At 59.2% G+C, this 18,389-nt stretch carries 17 protein-coding genes and 1 pseudogene; 13 read left to right on the forward strand and 5 right to left on the reverse strand.

Annotated features, from left to right (window positions below; translation table 11 throughout):
- The first annotated feature begins 102 nt into the window (after positions 1 to 102).
- Positions 103 to 528 carry a VOC family protein gene (locus ABLU88_RS02070; protein WP_348836136.1) on the forward strand — a complete coding sequence of 142 codons (426 nt, stop codon included), beginning with the start codon at positions 103 to 105 and terminating at the stop codon, positions 526 to 528.
- Positions 529 to 722: 194 nt separating this feature from the next.
- Here the strand turns inward: ABLU88_RS02070 and ABLU88_RS02075 are convergent, their stop codons facing one another.
- Positions 723 to 1,376 carry a LysE family translocator gene (locus ABLU88_RS02075; RefSeq protein WP_046877265.1) on the reverse strand — a complete coding sequence of 218 codons (654 nt, stop codon included), beginning with the start codon at positions 1,374 to 1,376 and terminating at the stop codon, positions 723 to 725.
- A 353-nt stretch (positions 1,377 to 1,729) separates the two neighbouring features.
- Positions 1,730 to 2,044, reverse strand: a pseudogene (locus ABLU88_RS02080) (gamma-glutamylcyclotransferase family protein); the annotation flags it as partial.
- Between the two features lie 124 nt (positions 2,045 to 2,168).
- Here ABLU88_RS02080 and gcvA point away from each other — a divergent pair.
- Positions 2,169 to 3,071, forward strand: coding sequence for a transcriptional regulator GcvA (gene gcvA, locus ABLU88_RS02085; protein ID WP_348836137.1), 903 nt, complete (start codon positions 2,169 to 2,171; stop codon positions 3,069 to 3,071).
- A gap of 55 nt (positions 3,072 to 3,126) precedes the next feature.
- On the opposite strand, the gene ABLU88_RS02090 is transcribed toward gcvA, so the two are convergent.
- From ABLU88_RS02090 to paaZ, 3 genes are all read right to left on the reverse strand, one after another.
- Positions 3,127 to 3,459 carry a cupin domain-containing protein gene (locus ABLU88_RS02090; protein ID WP_046877267.1) on the reverse strand — a complete coding sequence of 111 codons (333 nt, stop codon included), beginning with the start codon at positions 3,457 to 3,459 and terminating at the stop codon, positions 3,127 to 3,129.
- A 176-nt stretch (positions 3,460 to 3,635) separates the two neighbouring features.
- Positions 3,636 to 5,894 carry a primary-amine oxidase gene (tynA, locus tag ABLU88_RS02095; protein WP_348836138.1) on the reverse strand — a complete coding sequence of 753 codons (2,259 nt, stop codon included), beginning with the start codon at positions 5,892 to 5,894 and terminating at the stop codon, positions 3,636 to 3,638.
- Between the two features lie 190 nt (positions 5,895 to 6,084).
- Positions 6,085 to 8,130 carry a phenylacetic acid degradation bifunctional protein PaaZ gene (paaZ, locus tag ABLU88_RS02100; protein ID WP_186006544.1) on the reverse strand — a complete coding sequence of 682 codons (2,046 nt, stop codon included), beginning with the start codon at positions 8,128 to 8,130 and terminating at the stop codon, positions 6,085 to 6,087.
- Between the two features lie 286 nt (positions 8,131 to 8,416).
- Between paaZ and paaA the strand changes: the two genes are divergently transcribed.
- The 11 genes from paaA to paaK are packed head-to-tail and all read left to right on the forward strand — an operon-like array spanning position 8,417 to position 17,938.
- Positions 8,417 to 9,346, forward strand: a complete 930-nt coding sequence (gene paaA, locus ABLU88_RS02105; protein WP_025107926.1) for a 1,2-phenylacetyl-CoA epoxidase subunit PaaA — start codon at positions 8,417 to 8,419, stop codon at positions 9,344 to 9,346.
- 11 nt (positions 9,347 to 9,357) lie between these two features.
- Entirely contained in the window at positions 9,358 to 9,645 is a 288-nt protein-coding gene (gene paaB, locus ABLU88_RS02110; protein WP_004850493.1) for a 1,2-phenylacetyl-CoA epoxidase subunit PaaB, read from the forward strand.
- Between the two features lie 7 nt (positions 9,646 to 9,652).
- On the forward strand, positions 9,653 to 10,408 hold the full coding sequence (paaC, locus tag ABLU88_RS02115) for a 1,2-phenylacetyl-CoA epoxidase subunit PaaC (RefSeq protein WP_348836139.1): 756 nt from the start codon (positions 9,653 to 9,655) through the stop codon (positions 10,406 to 10,408).
- Between the two features lie 12 nt (positions 10,409 to 10,420).
- Positions 10,421 to 10,918 (forward strand): 1,2-phenylacetyl-CoA epoxidase subunit PaaD, encoded by a 498-nt coding sequence (gene paaD / locus ABLU88_RS02120; RefSeq protein WP_004850498.1) that lies wholly within the window; start codon positions 10,421 to 10,423, stop codon positions 10,916 to 10,918.
- Positions 10,919 to 10,925: 7 nt separating this feature from the next.
- Positions 10,926 to 11,996, forward strand: coding sequence for a 1,2-phenylacetyl-CoA epoxidase subunit PaaE (gene paaE / locus ABLU88_RS02125; RefSeq protein ID WP_102803559.1), 1,071 nt, complete (start codon positions 10,926 to 10,928; stop codon positions 11,994 to 11,996).
- A complete protein-coding gene (gene paaF / locus ABLU88_RS02130) occupies positions 11,993 to 12,760 on the forward strand; it encodes a 2,3-dehydroadipyl-CoA hydratase PaaF (RefSeq protein ID WP_025107923.1) in 768 nt (255 codons plus the stop codon). Before paaE ends, paaF begins: the two co-directional genes overlap by 4 nt.
- Before the next feature lie 2 nt (positions 12,761 to 12,762).
- The gene (paaG, locus tag ABLU88_RS02135) at positions 12,763 to 13,551 is read left to right on the forward strand and encodes a 2-(1,2-epoxy-1,2-dihydrophenyl)acetyl-CoA isomerase PaaG (RefSeq protein WP_025107922.1); all 789 of its coding nucleotides are present in this window, start codon (positions 12,763 to 12,765) and stop codon (positions 13,549 to 13,551) included.
- Between the two features lie 3 nt (positions 13,552 to 13,554).
- A complete protein-coding gene (locus ABLU88_RS02140; protein ID WP_025107921.1) occupies positions 13,555 to 14,976 on the forward strand; it encodes a 3-hydroxyacyl-CoA dehydrogenase in 1,422 nt (473 codons plus the stop codon).
- Complete coding sequence (gene paaI, locus ABLU88_RS02145) at positions 14,966 to 15,388, forward strand: hydroxyphenylacetyl-CoA thioesterase PaaI (protein WP_025107920.1); 423 nt, start codon at positions 14,966 to 14,968, stop codon at positions 15,386 to 15,388. Before ABLU88_RS02140 ends, paaI begins: the two co-directional genes overlap by 11 nt.
- Entirely contained in the window at positions 15,388 to 16,593 is a 1,206-nt protein-coding gene (gene pcaF, locus ABLU88_RS02150; protein ID WP_048263577.1) for a 3-oxoadipyl-CoA thiolase, read from the forward strand. Before paaI ends, pcaF begins: the two co-directional genes overlap by 1 nt.
- A gap of 28 nt (positions 16,594 to 16,621) precedes the next feature.
- Positions 16,622 to 17,938, forward strand: coding sequence for a phenylacetate--CoA ligase PaaK (gene paaK / locus ABLU88_RS02155; RefSeq protein ID WP_004850513.1), 1,317 nt, complete (start codon positions 16,622 to 16,624; stop codon positions 17,936 to 17,938).
- Positions 17,939 to 18,389 lie beyond the last annotated feature (451 nt).

Consider the following 18,389-nt stretch of genomic DNA (forward strand, 5'->3'; position numbering starts at 1 on the left):
CTCAGGTTCCAAAGCGGCAACAGGCGCATCCGCGGAAATAGTTCATCGCGACTCAGAGAGATATCATGTCTGTTCAAAAAAGGGCGAAGAGGATGCACTAAGATGCTGGCTTATATCACTATAGGTACAAATGACTTTCAGCGCTCCGTGGACTTTTATGAGGCGATTTTTAAAGTTCTTGGCTACTCACGACTGCCAGCCTGGACAGAAAGCTGGGCAATGTGGGGAGATGAAAATAATCCACATGAGGTATTCAACTTCTGTATTTGTCCTCCTTTTGACCGGCATCCCGCAACGGCGGGAAACGGGACAATGTTCGCATTCCATGCAGACAGCGCTGACCTTGTCAGGCGGTTTCATGCAGCAGGCCTCCTTGCGGGAGGGGAGAATGAAGGCGATCCAGGTACACGAACCGCATACGGCCCCGACTTTTATGTTGCCTATCTGCGCGATCCTGACGGGCATAAGCTGGCATGCGTTTGTCAGCATTATTCTCCTGAAGCAGATAAGTTCATAGATGAAGAATAGTGGCTTCACTTATCACATTTTACGGTTTTGAGCGTTTATAACGCTTAGCGGTGAAAGGCGGCATTTCCGGCGAAGACACTCAAAATCGTCTTCGGCTTGGACAGTCCGCTCCTGGCACAAAGCGGACCATCTGAAGCGTCGCGAGAGCTGCTATGAGCGAGAGGCGGACACTGGGTTTAATGTTTCGGTAAAACTTACCGGGCAGATTTCGAGACTACACCAGACCCGCTGAACAACATGCGGATACCAAGGCCTATCATGACAACGCCTGTAAATCGTTCCTGCCATTTGATAAAGCCTGGGTGTTTACGTAGCCAGTTTCCAAATGTCCCTGATGCCATTGCGACTGACCCCAGGGAAACAATTCCTGCCAGCTTTTGAATACTCCCCAGAACAAGCAATTGCAGCCAGACAGGACCCGCGGCGGGATCGATAAACTGAGGAAGAAAAGCAAACATGAACAGCAGGGATTTTGGGTTCGTCAGGCTGTTCAGGGCACCTTCCTTAACCGCATTCCAGTCAGAAATTATTGCGGTTTTTCGCAGCCGAGTATCTGTGCCTGAAGTCGCTATCATTTTTATGCCCAGCCACATCAGATAAGCCGCACCAGCCCACCTTAGCAGATCCAGCGCAACTGGCCAGGCATGCACAACGGTCACCAGCCCAAGAACAAGAAAAGAAACTTGCACAAAACCTGCGACAAAGACATTGCCCAGAACCGTAAGCAGTGCAATACGTCTTCCCTGACCGACTCCTCTGGCGATGGTCAGCATCATGTCTGGCCCCGGAGAAATTTCCAGAAGCGTCAGCGCGAGAAGGAAAGTCATAAACGTTTCGATGGAAGGCATCGTGGTTGAGTCCGGAAAAAAATTTCTGCTACGTTACCTCAGACTGATTCGAGCCGAAAGTGGAAGATACTGCAACGTCCGCCTACGGCACGAAACGGACAAGTGCAAAGGTCCGCTATGAGCGAGAAGCGGACATAGATAGGGCTAAAGATTTGTGCATGATGCATTAAGGATGATTTATTCTCTGTATTAGAACCTGCAGAGCGTTTTAGCATCATTGGTCGTTCAATCAGCCATATATGAACTGGCTTGCTGACATCGTCAGATTACCTGTAACCGGCCGACAGTCACCTTTATTTGTTAACAGACACAGTTAAAAATCTCGACCTGAACCAGGACCAGCCGCTAACAGTTTATGCTTTGAGCATATAGAGACATGATTGCACTGTCTGACCGGTCGATGTGGTTACCTCTACAGGAACCCGTTCATACTCAGAACCTTCGAACTCATCGAGTAGGTGCCAGTGATTATGTAAATTCTCTGACTTGAAAAGAAAACCCGGTACACGATGACCTGAGTCATCCAGTACAATTCCCGGATAACCCATCTCTGCACCCCAGCCTTTCTCTAATAAAGAACCCCCAACGTGGCCTTCCTGCCATGTTCCCCCGATATTTTCAAGAATATGAGCATTAGGCCGGCCAGGTCCGAGTGTCCCGTAAACAAACTTTCCATTATTCCTCCGGGTATCGCTATGAAAATAATAATGTTCTTTTTGTTAATTTTGATTTTTGGACTCTGGCCTGACAAATCATTTGTTCTCACAACACGCGTGAATTATTATCACGCGTATGATGTTCGATCGCCTTCCCCCATTGCAAACTCTGCGCGCTTTTGAAGCCACAGCCCGCCTCTCAAGCATGACGCTGGCGGCAGCGGAGTTGCACGTTACGCATGGTGCGATAAGCCGGCAAATCCGGAAGCTCGAAGAGCATCTGGGGTTAAAGCTATTTTTCAGGCTGACGCGGCAGATAATTCTGACGGAGCAAGGGGCTGAATTTCACCAACTGGTTACCCGTCTTTTGAGCGATTTAATGCGGGAGTCCGAGCGTCTGCGAGGAAGAAACCTGATAAAAAGTTTACGTATAAGTACAACGGTTTCATTTGCCAGTAAGTGGTTAGAACCGCGTTTAAGTCGGTTCAGGCAGAGATATCCTGAATTTGAAATTGAGCTGGATGTTACTGACGTTAATGTGGATCTTAATGATGGCCAGGTAGATGCTGCCATTCGTTACGGCCTTGGCAATTATCGAGATGTTTCGTCTGAACGTATGTTCGATGAAACAGTCACTCCTGTCTGTAGCCCAGATTTTCTTGAGAAACATAATGGTCTGACAGAGATTAAGGGACTTTTAAATTGCGTTCTTCTGCATGAGTACAGAATGCAGGCGAACTGGAAGGCATGGTTTGAGATGGCCGGAGAAAAAAATTTTTGCTGCCAGCAGGGGCCCTTATGGACTCTTGGCAGCATGGCGACTGAGGCGGCTATACGTGGCGAAGGCGTTGCTTTGGGACGCAGCGTTCTGATTGCAGATGATGTCGCTGCTGGAAGGCTTGTTGTTCCGTTTCCACAGTTCAAGCTTAAGGCTGAGCGGGGGTACGATTTAGTCTACCGTTCAGATAATCAGGACTCATTTAAAATAAGCATTCTAAGACAATGGCTCGCTGAAGAATTGAGCTCGTTGAAAGATTGAATGGCTGTCTAAAAAAATCCGCTTTTGGCACAACGCTGTCTACCGCACATTTCACTTAATCAGCAGGGGATGCGCCGCTGAAACCGCTGTCTGGTAAATCTATAATCACCAGGGTGCCAAAGCTGCCTGCTTCTACCGTATGAGGAATTCCCGCTTTGGCTATATAAAGCTGGCCGGGCGCGACGGAAATTTTTTTCTCCTGCACGCTCAGTTCCAGACGTCCGTCTATAACCAGTAATCCCTCGTCATATTCATGTACCTCCTCAGCGACAGAGTGGGCATCCATGCGCAGGACTTTGAGATTCGTTGCCCCAACGCGGCCTAAGATCCGGGAGCGCCAGGACGCCGGCAATGCCTGCGCTTCGGTTCTGAGATCGTAAAGCGACATAAAGCCATTCTCATTGATATTCGTTGCCTGCTTTTATGCCATATAAGTTAATCGCCGACATCTAACATATATGGCAAAAGAAGTTGAAAAACAGGCTATACCGGTCCTGCTGCCCGCTGCATGTGCATTGACCGCGGATAAATAAAAACGGCCCCATCGCTGAGGCCGTGACGTGCCTATTGTTTCTTCTCGCCCAGCGTCGGCGTCTCGTCAAAGAAGTTCCACGGTTTCAGCAGCGCGTGCGCCCACTCGGTCGGCATAATCGGCCACTCCTCGGCGCGGGCCACGTGGGTGGTGCCGGTGGTGATCCACACCACGTCATCATGGTTGTCCAGCGACTCGTCATCTTTCGCGTACTGGCCGAGGCCGGTGTCGTGAATCGAACGGTTAGGGTACTTGCCTTCCGGGAAGCGCTCGGTGGGATGATAGCGGGTGACCCACAGCTGCTTATCCATAAAGCTCAGACGATGGTAAATCCACTCATCAGGCGCGAATTTTGCCCCGGTGGCGACCGGATGCGTGCCGCCCGCGTAGGGGATAATCTGATACGACACCGGGTTACCCATCCGGTTTTCTTTCGTGGTATTGCTCAACAGACGAATGGTGCCCGGGTCAAATTTCTGCGCCGCTTTCTGCTCACTATCAATCGTGTACTGATTGATCTGCATGGTGCTGGTACGCGGACCGCCGGCGGTATTCGGCTTCACTTCCGGGTCCATGGCTACCAGCGTGTTGTTCTCGCCGTCAACGTCAAGATCGAGGCGGAAGTTGTAAATATGCTGGTGGGTGGTGCCGACAATATTATGGTCAATCAGCGTGCCGTAGCGGGTGTCCTCTTTGGCGCTCGGATCGTGCATGGTCTTCGCCTGCACGCCTTTCACCGCTTCGATGCCGGTCGCCCCGGCATCAATGCCGATGGTGCCGTTTTCGTGGAATACCCAGTCAAAAATATAGTCGTAGTTGCCGACGGTGCTGATCCAGCGCACCACCAGCTCGCGGCGCTGGGTACTGACGTTCGGCTTGCCCATCTCCTGATGCTTATACTCCGGCCCGGCGTAGCGTTCGAAGATGGCGATTGCGCGCGGGATGGTCGTGGGCGTGCCGGTATAGTCGGCGATGGTTTCATCCAGCAGGACCGCGTTAGACGGCGCGTCCTTGCCGCGCACGATAGGTGAGGTCAGGGTGCCCATACCGTAGTCGCCGGAATCGAGATAGGCCTTAAAGTACCAGCCCACGTCCGGGTCGCCGTAGGGGACGATCATCCCGCCCAGCGAACCTTCATACATCACCTGACGTTTCTTGCCGTTATCGTTATATGTCACGGTGGAGAGAATCGGCCCAACGCGGGAGTTCATGCGCAGGTGGAAATCCCAGTTTTGCCAGTGGATCATATCGCCGGTAATGGTGTAGTTTTTGCCCTCTGGCTCAATGATATCCAGCGGTTTAACCTTTGGCGCAACGCGGTCGCGCCCGTCATAGGGGCGGGCCGCCATAGGTACCGGGATCGTCGGCCCCTCTTCGATTTTGATGATCTTCTTCTGCTCAAGGTCGACCACCGCTACCAGGTTTTCAATCGGATGCGCCCAGTAGTTACCGTCGCCAACGTCAAGATAGCTGACCACTTTCAGCAGCCGCGCGTCCTGCTTGAGGCCATCTTTGCCGTCGAAGTAGCCGACGGTCAGCGGGGTGGTAATCACCTTGCTCGGGTCGTCGATGCCGTGCTTTTTTAACACTTCGGCAAATTCGCTGCTGGCGTTGATGATGTTCTGCACGCTGGCGAAATCATCCAGCAGCACCATGCCGTGGGCGTCTTTAATCGGTGTCCATGAAAGCACTTTTTTATTCTGTAAATCCACCACCGCCTCAATAACGTGTTTGCCGTCGAGCATGATCACGTCGGCAGCGCGCGGGGCGTTGACCGGCGTACCGTTGAGGGCAAAATCCCACACCGCTTTTTTATCCGGCTCGCGCAGGGAGATCTCGGTGAATCGGGTATTGGGTTTGAAATCCGCCGCGGCTTTAACGATAGCGACTGCTGCGCTGATTTCCGCCGCTGACAGCGAGTTCAGCGGATGCGGGCGTTTTTCCACCTGGAAAGTCTGGTCAAGACCGGACTGAAACACGTCGTTGATAAAGGTGTCAGAAACCCACGCTTTGCCGTCTTTCATCACTACCGGCACCTGCAGCTCCAGGGTTTTACCATTGACGATGGCCGTTTTCGCCCCCGGTTTTACCTTTACGTAAGCGCCGTCTTTAATCAGGGTAAACATCTGCGCGTAGTCATCCCACTGAACGTCCGCGCCAAAATCCTGCAGGGTTTTGTCCATCGGGACCATATGGGCTTCGCCGCCGTGGGCGAACGCCGGGCTTTGCCAGGCGCAAAACAGAGCAACAGCCAACGCCAGAGCCGTTTTGCGGGGAGAAAGAATCGCCATTGAGACCTCACCTTATTGTTGTGTTGTGCAGCGCCGCTGCGAATGTCGGCTTGTGTATCGTTAACCTAACAGCGGTCAGCGCCGAGGCGTTTGCCTGCTTTTGCCAGGTTGTTTGTCAGTTTTGCCAGTTACAAAAAATGCCTCCGCAGAGGCATGAAGAGGGCGATAAAGATGGGCGAATTTCTAATATTTACTCCGCAAAATCCCCCTGCTGGCGGGCCACCAGGGTCAGGATGGAGTAGAGCGCGACCGCCTGCTGGTGCTGGTTAAAAATCTCTACCGCCCACTCGACGACGCCGGTCGCTTTCTCCTCCGCGCTGCGCTGGCGTTTCACCGTTTTGCGTTTGCAGGTCAGGCGTACCTGGATGGTATCCCCCGGCTTCACCGGCTCGATAAAGCGCAGATTTTCCATTCCGTAGTTGGCGATCACCGGGCCGACCCCGGCGTCAACAAATAGCCCGGCAGCGGCGGAAATCAGGAAATAGCCGTGCACCACGCGCTCGCCGAAAATCGACTCCGCGGCGGCAATCTTATCCATATGAGCGTAAAAGTGATCGCCGCTCAGGCAGGCGAAGTTGACGATATCCGCCTCGGTCAGGGTGCGGCGCGGCGTCAGCAGGCTGTCGCCCGGCTGGATCTCCTCGAAATATTTACGGAACGGGTGAATGCGGTCTTCCACCACCTGCGCGCCGCGCACCCACTGCTGGCCAATGGCGGCGAGCATCGTCGGGCTGCCCTGAACCGCGGTGCGCTGCATATAGTGCTTCACCGCCCGCAGGCCGCCCAGCTCTTCGCTGCCGCCGGCGCGCCCCGGGCCGCCGTGTACCAGCTGCGGCAGCGGGGAGCCGTGGCCGGTTGATTCTGCGGAGGACTCTTCGTTCAGTATCTGAATACGCCCGTGGGCGCGGGCGGCGCCGAGAATAAACGCCCGCGCCAGTTCGCCGCTGGCGGTCACCAGGGTTCCGGCCAGGCTACCTTCGCCGGCCCGCGCCAGGGTCATGGCGTGCTCAACGTTCTGATACGGCATCAGGGTGGCGACGGGACCAAACGCTTCAATAGCGTGTACCGCCGGGGTCTCGTCCGGCTGCGGGCAGTACAGCAGCGTTGGCGGGAAGAAGGCGCCGGCGGCGCTGAAATCGGCCTGGCCGCCCAGCAGCACGTCACATCCAGCGCCCACCAGACGGTTGACGTTATCCTGCACGTCCTGACGCTGTTCGTGGTTGACCAGCGCGCCCATCTTCACGCCTTCCTGCGCCGGGTCGCCGACCACCACTTTTTGCAGGCGCGCAATCAGCGCGTCGCTCACCGCTTTCACCTGCTCCTGCGGCACAATAATACGCCGGATGGCGGTGCACTTTTGCCCGGCCTTCGCCGTCATCTCTCGTACCACTTCGCGAATAAATAGCGCGAACTCCGGCTGCGCCGGCGTGACGTCGTCACCGAGTACGCAGCAGTTCAGCGAATCAGCTTCCATGGTGAAGGGAATGGACTTCGCGACCAGGTTGGGATGCACCCGCAGCTGCTGTCCGGTACGGGCCGAGCCGGTAAAGGTGACAACGTCCTGGCTATCGAGATGGTCGAGCAGATCGCCCGCGCCGCCGCAGATCAGGCTGATTGCCCCCTCCGGCACCAGCCCACTATCAACAATCATTTTGACCATCGCCTGCGTCAGCTGCGCGGTGGCGGTAGCCGGTTTGATGATGGCGGGCATACCGGCAAGCCAGGTGGGCGCCAGCTTTTCCAGCATGCCCCAGCAGGGGAAGTTAAAGGCGTTGATATGCACCGCCACGCCGGATTTTGACGTGAGCACGTGGCGGGCGGCGAAGCCTCCCTGTTTTGACAGCGGGATCGGCTCATCTTCCGGCCACAGGATATCGTCCGGCAGCTCGCGGCTGCCGAGACCGGCGTAGGTGAAAAGGGTGCCAATGCCCCCTTCGATATCTACCCAGCTATCGGCGCGGGTGGCGCCGGTTTCGGCGGAGATCGCGTACAGCTCTGCTTTCTGCTCCAGCAAATATCTGGCGAGCGCCTTCAGCATCGCGCTGCGCTCAATAAAGCTCATCGCCCCCAGCGCTTTGCCGCCGCGCTCAATCGCGAAGCGTCGCGCCTGCGCCATATCCAGACCCGCGCTGGTGACTTCCCATAGCGCTTCGCCGCTGATGGCGTGATGGATGGTACGCGCGTGGCCCCGGCCGGTCTGCCACGCGCCGGACAAGTAGCTGGCTAACTGCTGCATGGTTCATCTCCAGATGTGTTACGTGAAATATCTATAAATAGTTCTTTGGTGAATCATAAAAATCAAGCTCGCATTTAATAATTTATTAACATTGTGATCGGTGATGATCTGCGTTATGCACTTAATATCTTGTTAATAAGGGTTTTTACAAAAGCTTTTGCGGTCGCTATCACAAAAAGAACAAACAGAATTTGTGGTTTTATTTAACCTGAATGTAACTTTTATAAAACAAAGTGATTCGAAAATTATTTTTAATCGAACTTATTGGAATCATAAAGGTGATGACGTGACAGAAGAACAACGCTTTGACCAGCGCATCGCGCAGGAGACGGCCATCGAACCGCAGGACTGGATGCCGGAAGCCTACCGCAAAACGCTGATCCGCCAGATTGGTCAGCACGCGCACTCGGAAATCGTCGGCATGTTGCCGGAAGGCAACTGGATCACTCGCGCGCCGACCCTTAGGCGCAAAGCGATTCTGCTGGCGAAAGTGCAGGATGAAGCCGGGCATGGCCTGTACCTCTACAGTGCGGCGGAAACCCTCGGCTGCGCCCGCGAAGACCTGTATCAGAAGATGCTCGACGGCAAGATGAAGTACTCCTCCATTTTTAACTACCCGACCCTGAGCTGGGCGGATATCGGCGTGATTGGCTGGCTGGTGGACGGCGCGGCCATCGTCAATCAGGTGGCGCTGTGCCGCACCTCCTACGGACCCTACGCCCGGGCAATGGTCAAGATCTGCAAAGAGGAGAGCTTTCACCAGCGCCAGGGGTTTGAAGCCTGCATGGCGCTGGCGCAGGGCAGCGACGCGCAGCGGCAGATGCTGCAGGACGCCATCAACCGTTTCTGGTGGCCGGCGCTGATGATGTTCGGCCCGGGTGACGATAACTCGCCAAACAGCGCCCGCAGCATGGCGTGGAAAATCAAGCTCCACTCGAACGACGAACTGCGCCAGCGCTTTGTCGATAACACCATTCCGCAGGTGGAAATCCTCGGCATGACCGTACCCGACCCGGATTTGCGGCTGGATGAAACCAGCGGCCACTACCGCTTTGGCGCCATCGACTGGCACGAATTTAACGAAGTGATTGCCGGACGCGGGATCTGCAACCACGAACGCCTGGGCGCTAAACGCAAGGCATGGGAAGAGGGCGCGTGGGTGCGGGAAGCCGCGCTGGCGCATGCGCAAAAACAGCAGGCTCGCGACGCCGCGTAAGGAGAATGAAGATGAGCAAAAACTACTGGCCGTTATATGAAGTGTTCGTTCGCAGCAAACAGGGACTGTCGCACCGCCACGTCGGCAGTCTGCACGCCGCCGATGACCAGATGGCGCTGGAAAACGCCCGCGATGCCTATACCCGCCGCAGCGAAGGCTGTTCGATTTGGGTGGTGAAGGCCAGCGAAATCGTCGCCTCGCAGCCCGAAGAGCGCGGCGCATTTTTCGACCCGGCGGAGAGCAAAGTCTATCGTCATCCCACCTTCTACACCGTGCCCGACGGCATGGAACATATGTGAGGCCACGATGAAAAACGATAACCCCGTTGCCGCTTATGCCCTGCGCCTCGGCGATAACGGCCTGGTGCTGGCCCAGCGTCTGGGCGAGTGGTGCGGCCATGCGCCGGAGCTGGAGATCGATCTGGCGCTGGCCAATATCGGCCTCGACCTGCTGGGGCAGGCGCGCCATTTCCTCAGCTACGCCGCCGAACTGACCGGCAGCGGCGATGAAGATACCCTGGCCTTTGGCCGCGACGAGCGCCAGTTTTGCAATTTACTGCTGGCGGAGCAGCCAAACGGCAACTTCGCCGACACCCTCGCTCGCCAGTTTTTCATCGATGTCTGGCACGTGGCGCTGTTCGGCCGCCTGGTCGGCAGTCGCGATGCGCAGCTTGCCGCCATCGCCGCCAGGGCGCTGAAAGAGGTGCGCTACCACCAGCGCTTTAGCCGCGGCTGGCTGGAGCGCCTGGGCTACGGCACGGCGCTTTCCGCCCAGAGAATGCAGAGCGCGGTGGATAACCTGTGGCGCTTTACCGGCGAGCTGTTCCAGGCCGATGAGCTGGAAATTGAGCTGAGTGCGCAGGGCATCGCCGTCGACCCCCGCGAACTGCAGGCCGAATGGCAGAACGCGGTGCACACGGCGCTGATCGACGCCGGTTTGCAGATCCCGCAAGAAGCGGCTTTCCGCAGCGGCGGTAAGCAGGGGCTGCACAGCGAACATCTCGGGCCGCTGCTGGCGGAGATGCAGTATTTACAGCGCGCCTATCCCGGCCAGCAGTGGTAGCAGGAGGGGATTATGCAACGTCTGGTTGATATCGCGCCCCCGGAGGTCCACGCCGTCTGGGATCTGTTAGGCGCCATTCCCGATCCGGAAGTGCCGGTGCTGACCATTACCGACCTCGGCCTGGTGCGCAGCGTGGAGCGCCGCGGCGATGGCTGGGTGATTGGCTTCACGCCAACCTATTCGGGCTGCCCGGCCACCGAACATCTACTGGGAGAAATCCGCGCGGCAATGACGGAAAACGGCTACGCGCCGGTGCATATCGTGCTGCAGCTTGACCCGCCGTGGACCACCGACTGGATGGGGCCGGACGCGCGTGAACGCCTGCGCCAGTACGGCATCAGTCCGCCGCAGGGCCATGCCTGCCATGCCCACATGCCGGAGGACGTGGTCTGCCCGCGCTGCGGCAGCCGCCACACCTCGCTGATTAGCGAATTCGGTTCCACGGCCTGCAAAGCGCTGTATCGCTGCGACAGCTGCCGGGAACCCTTTGATTACTTTAAATGTATTTGAGGTTGCGATGACGACATTTCATTCGCTTACCGTGGCGAAAGTGGAGCCGGAAACCCGCGATGCGGTCACCATCACCTTTGCCATTCCCGACGCGCTGCGTAATGCATACGCCTTCCGTCCGGGCCAGCATCTGACCCTGAAAGCGCGCCTTGGCGGGGAAGAGCTCAGGCGCTGCTACTCCATTTGCCGCAGCCGCTCGCCGGGTGAAATCAGCGTGGCGGTGAAGGCCATCGCCGGCGGGCGCTTCTCGCGCTATGCCCAGAGCGACATTCAGCAAGGCATGGCGCTGGACGTGATGGTGCCGCAGGGACATTTCGGCTACCAGCCGCAGGCCGGGCGTTGCGCTGACTACCTGGCGATTGCCGCCGGCTCCGGCATTACGCCGATGATGGCGATTATCGACGCCACCCTCGCCACCGAAGTCGACAGCCGCTTCACGCTGGTTTACGGCAACCGCAGCAGCCACAGCATGATGTTCCGTCAGGCGCTGGCCGACCTGAAAGACCGCTATCCGCAGCGTCTGCAGGTGGTACACCTGTTCAGCCAGGAGTCGATGGACAGCGATCTGCTGCAGGGGCGCATCAACGGCGACAAGCTGCGCGAACTGGCCGCCCATCTGCTGGACTTCAGCCGCTTCGAGCACGCCTTTATCTGCGGCCCGGCGGCGATGATGGATGAAGCGGAGATCGCCCTGCGCGAGCTGGGCATACCGGAGGACGCGATTCATCTGGAACGTTTTAATACCCCGGACAGCCGCGCCAGGCGGGCTACCGGCGTCCAGGCGGAGGGCCGCGCGGTCACGATTCGTCAGGACGGCCGCGACCGAATCATTGCCCTGAGCGCGGAGGATGACAGCATTCTTGACGCCGCGCTGCGCCAGGGGGCGGACCTGCCGTTTGCCTGCAAGGGGGGCGTCTGCGCCACCTGTAAATGCAAAGTGCTGCGCGGCGAGGTGGCGATGGCCGCTAACTACAGCCTTGAAGCCGACGAACTGGCGGCGGGCTACGTGCTGAGCTGTCAGGCGCTGCCCACCAGCGACGATGTGGTTGTCGACTTTGACGCGCGGGGGATGGCATGAGCGAACTGTTCATTGCTCGTCACGCGCGCGTACTGCAGCTGACGCTAAATCGCCCGCAGGCGCGCAACGCTTTGAATAACGCGCTGCTGACGCAGATCGCCGACGTGCTCGACGCGGCGGCGCTGGACCCGTCGGTCGGCGTCTGCGTCATCAGCGGTAACGAACGCTTCTTTGCCGCAGGGGCTGACCTGAACGAAATGGCGGAAAAAGATCTGCCCGCCACGCTCGATGATATTCGCCCGCGGCTGTGGGCGCGTATCGACGCCTTCAGTAAACCGCTGATCGCTTCGGTTAACGGCTATGCCCTCGGCGCCGGATGCGAGCTGGCGCTGCTCTGCGATCTGATTGTCGCCGGCGATAACGCCCGCTTCGGCCTGCCGGAAATCACCCTCGGCATGATGCCGGGCGCGGGCGGGACCCAGCGCCTGATCCGCTCCGTCGGTAAGGCGCTGGCCAGCCGGATGGTCTTGAGCGGCGAAAGCATTGATGCCCATCAGGCGCAGCGGGCGGGGCTGGTATGCGAGGTTTATCCGCCAGCGCTCACCGATGAATACGCGCTCGGCCTGGCGGCAACCGTGGCTCGCCACTCGCCGCTGGCGCTGCGCGCGGCTAAGCAGGCTTTGCGGCTGTCGCAGGAGGTGAGCCTGCAGGCCGGGCTTCAGCAGGAGCGCCAGCTGTTTACTTTGCTGAGTGCGACCGAAGATCGCCGCGAAGGCATCGACGCCTTTTTACATAAACGTACTGCGGAATTTAAAGGACGCTAATCGTGGAAGCTTTCATTCTCAGCGAAGTGGAACAGGGCGTGATGACGATTACCCTTAATCGCCCGGACCGTCTGAACAGTTTTAACGACCTGATGCACCAGCAGCTGGCGGCGTGCCTGAAACAGGCCGAACGCGACGACAGCATACGCTGCCTGCTGGTGACCGGCGCGGGGCGCGGTTTTTGCGCCGGGCAGGATTTAAATGACCGTAACGTCGACCCCAGCGGGCCGGCTCCGGATCTCGGGCTCTCGGTTGAGCGTTTCTACAACCCCCTGGTGCGCCGTCTGGCGGCGCTGCCGAAACCGGTGATTTGCGCGGTGAACGGCGTCGCGGCGGGCGCGGGGGCTACGCTGGCGATGGGCTGCGATATCGTGCTGGCGGCGCGTTCAGCGAAGTTCGTTATGGCGTTCAGCAAGCTTGGTCTGGTGCCGGACTGCGGCGGCAGCTGGTTTCTGCCGCGCGTGGCGGGGCGCGCGCGCGCGATGGGGCTGGCGCTGCTGGGCGATAGCCTGAGCGCGGAGCAGGCGGCGCAGTGGGGGATGATCTGGCAGGTGGTGGATGACGCCGAGCTGAAAGACACCAGCCTGGCGCTGGCCCGGCACCTGGCCGCCCAGCCGACCTATGGCCTCGGGCTGATTAAAAACGCGCTGCGGCTGGCGGAAACCCAGACCCTGGACCAGCAGCTTGACCTGGAGCGCGACTACCAGCGCCTGGCCGGACGCAGCGCCGACTATCGCGAAGGCGTCAGCGCTTTTCTGGCGAAGCGTCCACCTCACTTCAGCGGGAAATAGCCGATGAGCACAACGTTACCTACCGTCGCGGTGATAGGCAGCGGCACCATGGGCGCCGGCATTGCCGAAGTGGCCGCCGCCGCCGGGCATCCGGTACTGATTTACGACATCGCCCCTGAGGCGGTGGTTCGCGCCATCGACGGGATTCGCCAGCGGCTGGCCTCCCGCGTCAGCCGCGGCAAGCTGGCGGCGGAAAAGGCCGGGGCGCTGCTGTCGCGTCTGGCACCGGCTGAGGATCTGAGCGCTTTAGCCCGTGCGGAGTTGGTTATTGAAGCCGCCTCCGAGCGCCTGGACGTGAAAAAAGCGCTGTTCAAACAGCTGGCCGAAATCTGCTCCCCGTCAGCGCTGCTGGTCAGCAACACGTCGTCGATATCGATCACCGCCATCGCCGCGGGAATAAAACACCCGGAGCGGGTCGCCGGGCTGCACTTCTTTAACCCGGCCCCGGTAATGAAGCTGGTGGAAGTGGTCAGCGGCCTGGCCACCTCGGCGGAAGTCGTCGCACAGCTCTGCCAGCGGGTCAGCGACTGGGGAAAGCAGCCGGTTCGCTGCCGCTCAACGCCCGGCTTTATCGTCAACCGCGTGGCGCGGCCTTTTTATGCCGAAGCGTGGCGAGCGCTGGAGGAGCAGGTCGCCGCGCCGGAGGTGATTGACGCCGCCTTGCGCGACGGCGGCGGTTTTCCCATGGGGCCGCTGGCGCTGACCGACCTGATTGGCCAGGACGTCAACTTTGCGGTGACCTGTTCGGTATTTAACGCCTTCTGGCAGGACCGCCGCTATCTGCCGTCGCTGCTGCAGCAGGAGCTGGCGCTGGCCGGACGGCTGGGTAAAAAGAGCGGGCAGGGGGTCTACTGCTGGCCTGGCGAAGCGCAGCCTGAGCTGGCCTTGGCCGCCGTATCGGCAGAACGCGCAGCAAAGCGCATAAAACGTGACGTTGTCACCGATCTGGACGAGGTGCTGCTGCTGGAAACGACCGGTGAAACCGCCCTGGCGTTAAGCCTTCAGCACGGCCGCCCGGTGGTGGTCTACGACCATAGCGCAGGCGATACGGTGGTGCTGGCCAGCGCGGAAACCACCTCTCAGGCGGCGATCGATAAAGCGACTTTCTATTTTCAGCAGCAGGGCAAAAAGGTGCTGCAGATCGCCGACTATCCCGGCCTGCTGGTGTGGCGGACGGTGGCGATGCTGGTTAACGAAGCGCTGGACGCGCTGCAGAAGGGCGTCGCCAGCGCGGAGGATATCGATACCGCCATGCGTCTGGGCGTCAACTACCCGCGCGGCCCGCTGGCGTGGGGTGAATCACTTGGCTGGGGCCGGGTGCTGCGGCTGCTGGAAAACCTGCAGCAGCACTACGGCGAAGAGCGCTATCGCCCCTGTTCCCTGCTGCGCCAGAAGGCGCTGATGGAGAGACATCATGAGCAATGAAGCCTGGCACAACGCCCGCGCGATGTACGAGAACGATAACTGTGCGAAAGCGCTGGGAATTGAAATTATCGAGATGGACCAGGGCTACGCGCAGATGACCATGGCGATCACCCCGAACATGCTCAACGGCCACCATACCTGCCACGGCGGACAGCTGTTTTCGCTCGCCGATACCGCATTCGCCTACGCCTGCAACAGCCAGGGGCTGGCGGCGGTCGCGTCGGCGGCGAGCATCGATTTTCTGCGTCCGGCCTTTGTCGGCGAGCTGCTGACCGCGACGGCGAGAGTTAAGCATCAGGGCAAGCTGACCGGGGTCTATGACATAGAAATTGTTAACCAACAGCAAAAAGTTGTCGCTCTGTTCCGCGGTAAATCGCACCGCATCGGCGGCACAATCACAGGAGAAGTCTGATGCGCGACGCCTTTATTTGTGACGGGATCCGCACGCCGATTGGCCGCTACGGCGGGGCGCTGGCCAGCGTGCGCGCCGACGACCTCGCCGCCATCCCGCTGCGCGAACTGCTGAGCCGTAACCCGAAGTTCGATCCGGCATCGATTGATGATGTGATTCTCGGCTGCGCCAACCAGGCCGGCGAAGACAACCGCAACGTGGCCCATATGGCGACGCTGCTGGCGGGCTATCCGCACACCGTACCCGGCACCACCATTAACCGTCTGTGCGGCTCCGGTCTCGACGCTATCGGCTTCGCCGCACGCGCCATCAAAGCCGGAGAGGCGGATCTGATGATCGCCGGCGGCGTCGAGTCCATGTCGCGCGCACCGTTTGTGATGGCCAAAGCCAGCGCCCCCTGGCAGCGCCAGGCCGAGCTGTTTGATACCACCATCGGCTGGCGTTTTGTGAACCCGCTCATGCAGCAGCGATTTGGCACTGACAGCATGCCGGAAACGGCGGAGAATGTAGCTGAATTGTTAAATATCAGCCGCGCCGATCAGGACGCTTTCGCTTTCCGCAGCCAGCAGCGGACGGCTCAGGCCCAGCGCGACGGCATTCTGGCGCAGGAGATCGTACCGGTAAACGTTGTCGACAGGAAAGGAGCGGTAAACGTCGTGCGCGACGACGAGCATCCGCGGGCGGACACCACCATTGAACAGCTTTCGCGGCTAAAAACGCCGTTCCGTCAGGGTGGCGTAGTGACCGCGGGTAATGCCTCCGGCGTCAACGACGGCGCCGCGGCGCTGATTATCGCCAGCTCGCAGCAGGCCATCGTCCAGGGGCTGACGCCGCGGGCGCGTATTGTGGCGATGGCGACGGCGGGCGTCGAGCCGAAGCTGATGGGGCTTGGACCGGTACCGGCGGTACGTAAAGCGCTGGAGCGCGCCGGGCTGAGTATAAACGATATGGATCTGATTGAGCTGAATGAAGCCTTCGCCGCCCAGGCGCTGGGCGTGCTCAGACAGCTGGGGCTGGAGGATGATGCCCCGCATGTTAACCCCAACGGCGGCGCCATCGCCTTAGGCCATCCGTTGGGAATGAGCGGCGCCCGGCTGGCATTAAGCGCCAGCCTGGAGCTGCAGCGCCGCGGCGGGCGCTATGCGCTGTGTACGATGTGTATTGGCGTGGGTCAGGGCATTGCCATGATCCTTGAGCGAGTGTGAGCGAATCTACCTGCGAGTACCCTACAAAATGACAACGATAACTCAATTAGACCCGATTGAAACCGCATCGCGCGACGAGCTACAGGCCCTGCAAACCCAGCGTCTGAAGTGGACCCTTAAGCATGCGTATGAGAACGTGCCGATGTATCGCCGTAAATTTGACGCGGCGGGCATTCATCCTGACGATTTTCACGAACTGAGCGATCTGAGCAAGTTTCCCTGCACCACCAAGCAGGATCTGCGCGACAACTACCCCTTTGATACCTTTGCGGTGCCGATGGAGCAGGTGGTGCGTATCCACGCGTCTTCGGGCACCACCGGCAAACCGACGGTGGTGGGCTATACGCAAAACGATATTGATAACTGGGCCAATATTGTCGCCCGCTCCCTGCGCGCGGCGGGCGGGACGGCAAAAGACAAGATTCATGTTGCCTACGGCTATGGTCTGTTTACCGGCGGGCTAGGCGCCCACTACGGCGCGGAGCGTTTAGGCGCGACGGTGATACCGATGTCCGGCGGGCAGACTGAAAAACAGGCGCAGCTGATCCGCGATTTTAAGCCGGATATGATTATGGTGACGCCGTCCTACTGTCTGAACCTGATTGAAGAGCTGGAGCGCCAGATGGGCGGCGACGCCAGCGGCTGCTCCCTGCGGGTGGGCGTGTTCGGCGCGGAGCCGTGGACCCATGCGATGCGGGCGGAAATCGAACGTCGTCTGGGGATTTCGGCGCTGGATATCTATGGCCTGTCGGAGGTGATGGGGCCGGGGGTGGCGATGGAGTGTCTGGAAACCGCCGACGGTCCGACGATCTGGGAGGATCACTTCTACCCTGAAGTGGTGAATCCGGACACCGGTACGCCGCTGGCGGACGGCGAACACGGCGAGCTGCTGTTCACCACCCTGACCAAAGAAGCGCTGCCGGTGATCCGCTACCGCACCCGCGACCTGACGCGACTGCTGCCGGGCACCGCCCGCACCATGCGCCGGATGGATCGCATCAGCGGGCGCAGCGACGATATGCTGATTATCCGCGGCGTGAACGTCTTCCCGTCGCAGCTGGAAGAGGAGATCCTCAAGTTCGAACATTTGGCGCCGCACTATCAGCTGGAAGTCAACCGCCGGGGCCATCTTGATTCACTTTCGGTGCGCGTGGAGCTAAAAGAGAGTGGTCTGGCGCTGAACCACGAGCAGCGCTGTCAGATTTGCCACCAGCTGCGCCACCGGATCAAGTCGATGGTGGGGATTTCGACCGATATCAGCATTGTTAACTGCGGCAGCATTCCGCGCTCCGAGGGTAAGGCCTGCCGCGTGTTCGATCTGCGCAAGGTGGCTGCTAACGGATAACGCATTCTCCCGGAGGCGGCGCATTGCGCCTGTCTGGGCTACCCGATGCCGCAACTCCCTTGGCCCGGACAGTGGTAGCCTGGGTAAGGCGTTTACGCCGTGACCCGGGGAGTGTGCCGGGGTTGATGTATCAGCTCAGCCTCTTCCCGGCTCGCGCTGCGCTTAGCCGGGCTACGTATTCACCGTCGTCTGCGGGGCGGTAGCCCGGGTAAGGCGTTTACGCCGCGACCCGGGGAGTGTGCCGGGGCTGATGTATCAGCTCAGCTTCTTCCCGGCTCGCGCTGCGCTTAGCCGGGCTACAAATTCACCGTCGTCTGCGGGCCGGTAGCCCGGGTAAGGCGTTTACGCCGCGACCCGGGGAGTGTGCCGGGGTTGATGTATCAACTGGGCCTGTTACCGGCTCGCGCTGCGCTTAGCCGGGCTACGTATTCACCGTCGTCTGCGGGGCGGT

The organism is Klebsiella sp. GW_Kp182, assembly GCF_040062275.1.
Taxonomy (GTDB): Bacteria; Pseudomonadota; Gammaproteobacteria; order Enterobacterales; family Enterobacteriaceae; genus Klebsiella; species Klebsiella michiganensis.

Excerpts from the sequence above, each read along its gene's own strand:
- ABLU88_RS02070 (WP_348836136.1), top strand. The coding sequence starts at position 103 with ATGCTGGCTTATATCACTATAGGTACAAATGACTTTCAGCGCTCCGTG.
- ABLU88_RS02075 (WP_046877265.1), bottom strand. The coding sequence starts at position 1,376 with ATGCCTTCCATCGAAACGTTTATGACTTTCCTTCTCGCGCTGACGCTT.
- gcvA (WP_348836137.1), top strand. The coding sequence starts at position 2,169 with ATGATGTTCGATCGCCTTCCCCCATTGCAAACTCTGCGCGCTTTTGAA.
- ABLU88_RS02090 (WP_046877267.1), bottom strand. The coding sequence starts at position 3,459 with ATGTCGCTTTACGATCTCAGAACCGAAGCGCAGGCATTGCCGGCGTCC.
- tynA (WP_348836138.1), bottom strand. The coding sequence starts at position 5,894 with ATGGCGATTCTTTCTCCCCGCAAAACGGCTCTGGCGTTGGCTGTTGCT.
- paaZ (WP_186006544.1), bottom strand. The coding sequence starts at position 8,130 with ATGCAGCAGTTAGCCAGCTACTTGTCCGGCGCGTGGCAGACCGGCCGG.
- paaB (WP_004850493.1), top strand. The coding sequence starts at position 9,358 with ATGAGCAAAAACTACTGGCCGTTATATGAAGTGTTCGTTCGCAGCAAA.
- paaC (WP_348836139.1), top strand. The coding sequence starts at position 9,653 with ATGAAAAACGATAACCCCGTTGCCGCTTATGCCCTGCGCCTCGGCGAT.
- paaD (WP_004850498.1), top strand. The coding sequence starts at position 10,421 with ATGCAACGTCTGGTTGATATCGCGCCCCCGGAGGTCCACGCCGTCTGG.
- paaE (WP_102803559.1), top strand. The coding sequence starts at position 10,926 with ATGACGACATTTCATTCGCTTACCGTGGCGAAAGTGGAGCCGGAAACC.
- paaF (WP_025107923.1), top strand. The coding sequence starts at position 11,993 with ATGAGCGAACTGTTCATTGCTCGTCACGCGCGCGTACTGCAGCTGACG.
- ABLU88_RS02140 (WP_025107921.1), top strand. The coding sequence starts at position 13,555 with ATGAGCACAACGTTACCTACCGTCGCGGTGATAGGCAGCGGCACCATG.
- paaI (WP_025107920.1), top strand. The coding sequence starts at position 14,966 with ATGAGCAATGAAGCCTGGCACAACGCCCGCGCGATGTACGAGAACGAT.
- pcaF (WP_048263577.1), top strand. The coding sequence starts at position 15,388 with ATGCGCGACGCCTTTATTTGTGACGGGATCCGCACGCCGATTGGCCGC.
- paaK (WP_004850513.1), top strand. The coding sequence starts at position 16,622 with ATGACAACGATAACTCAATTAGACCCGATTGAAACCGCATCGCGCGAC.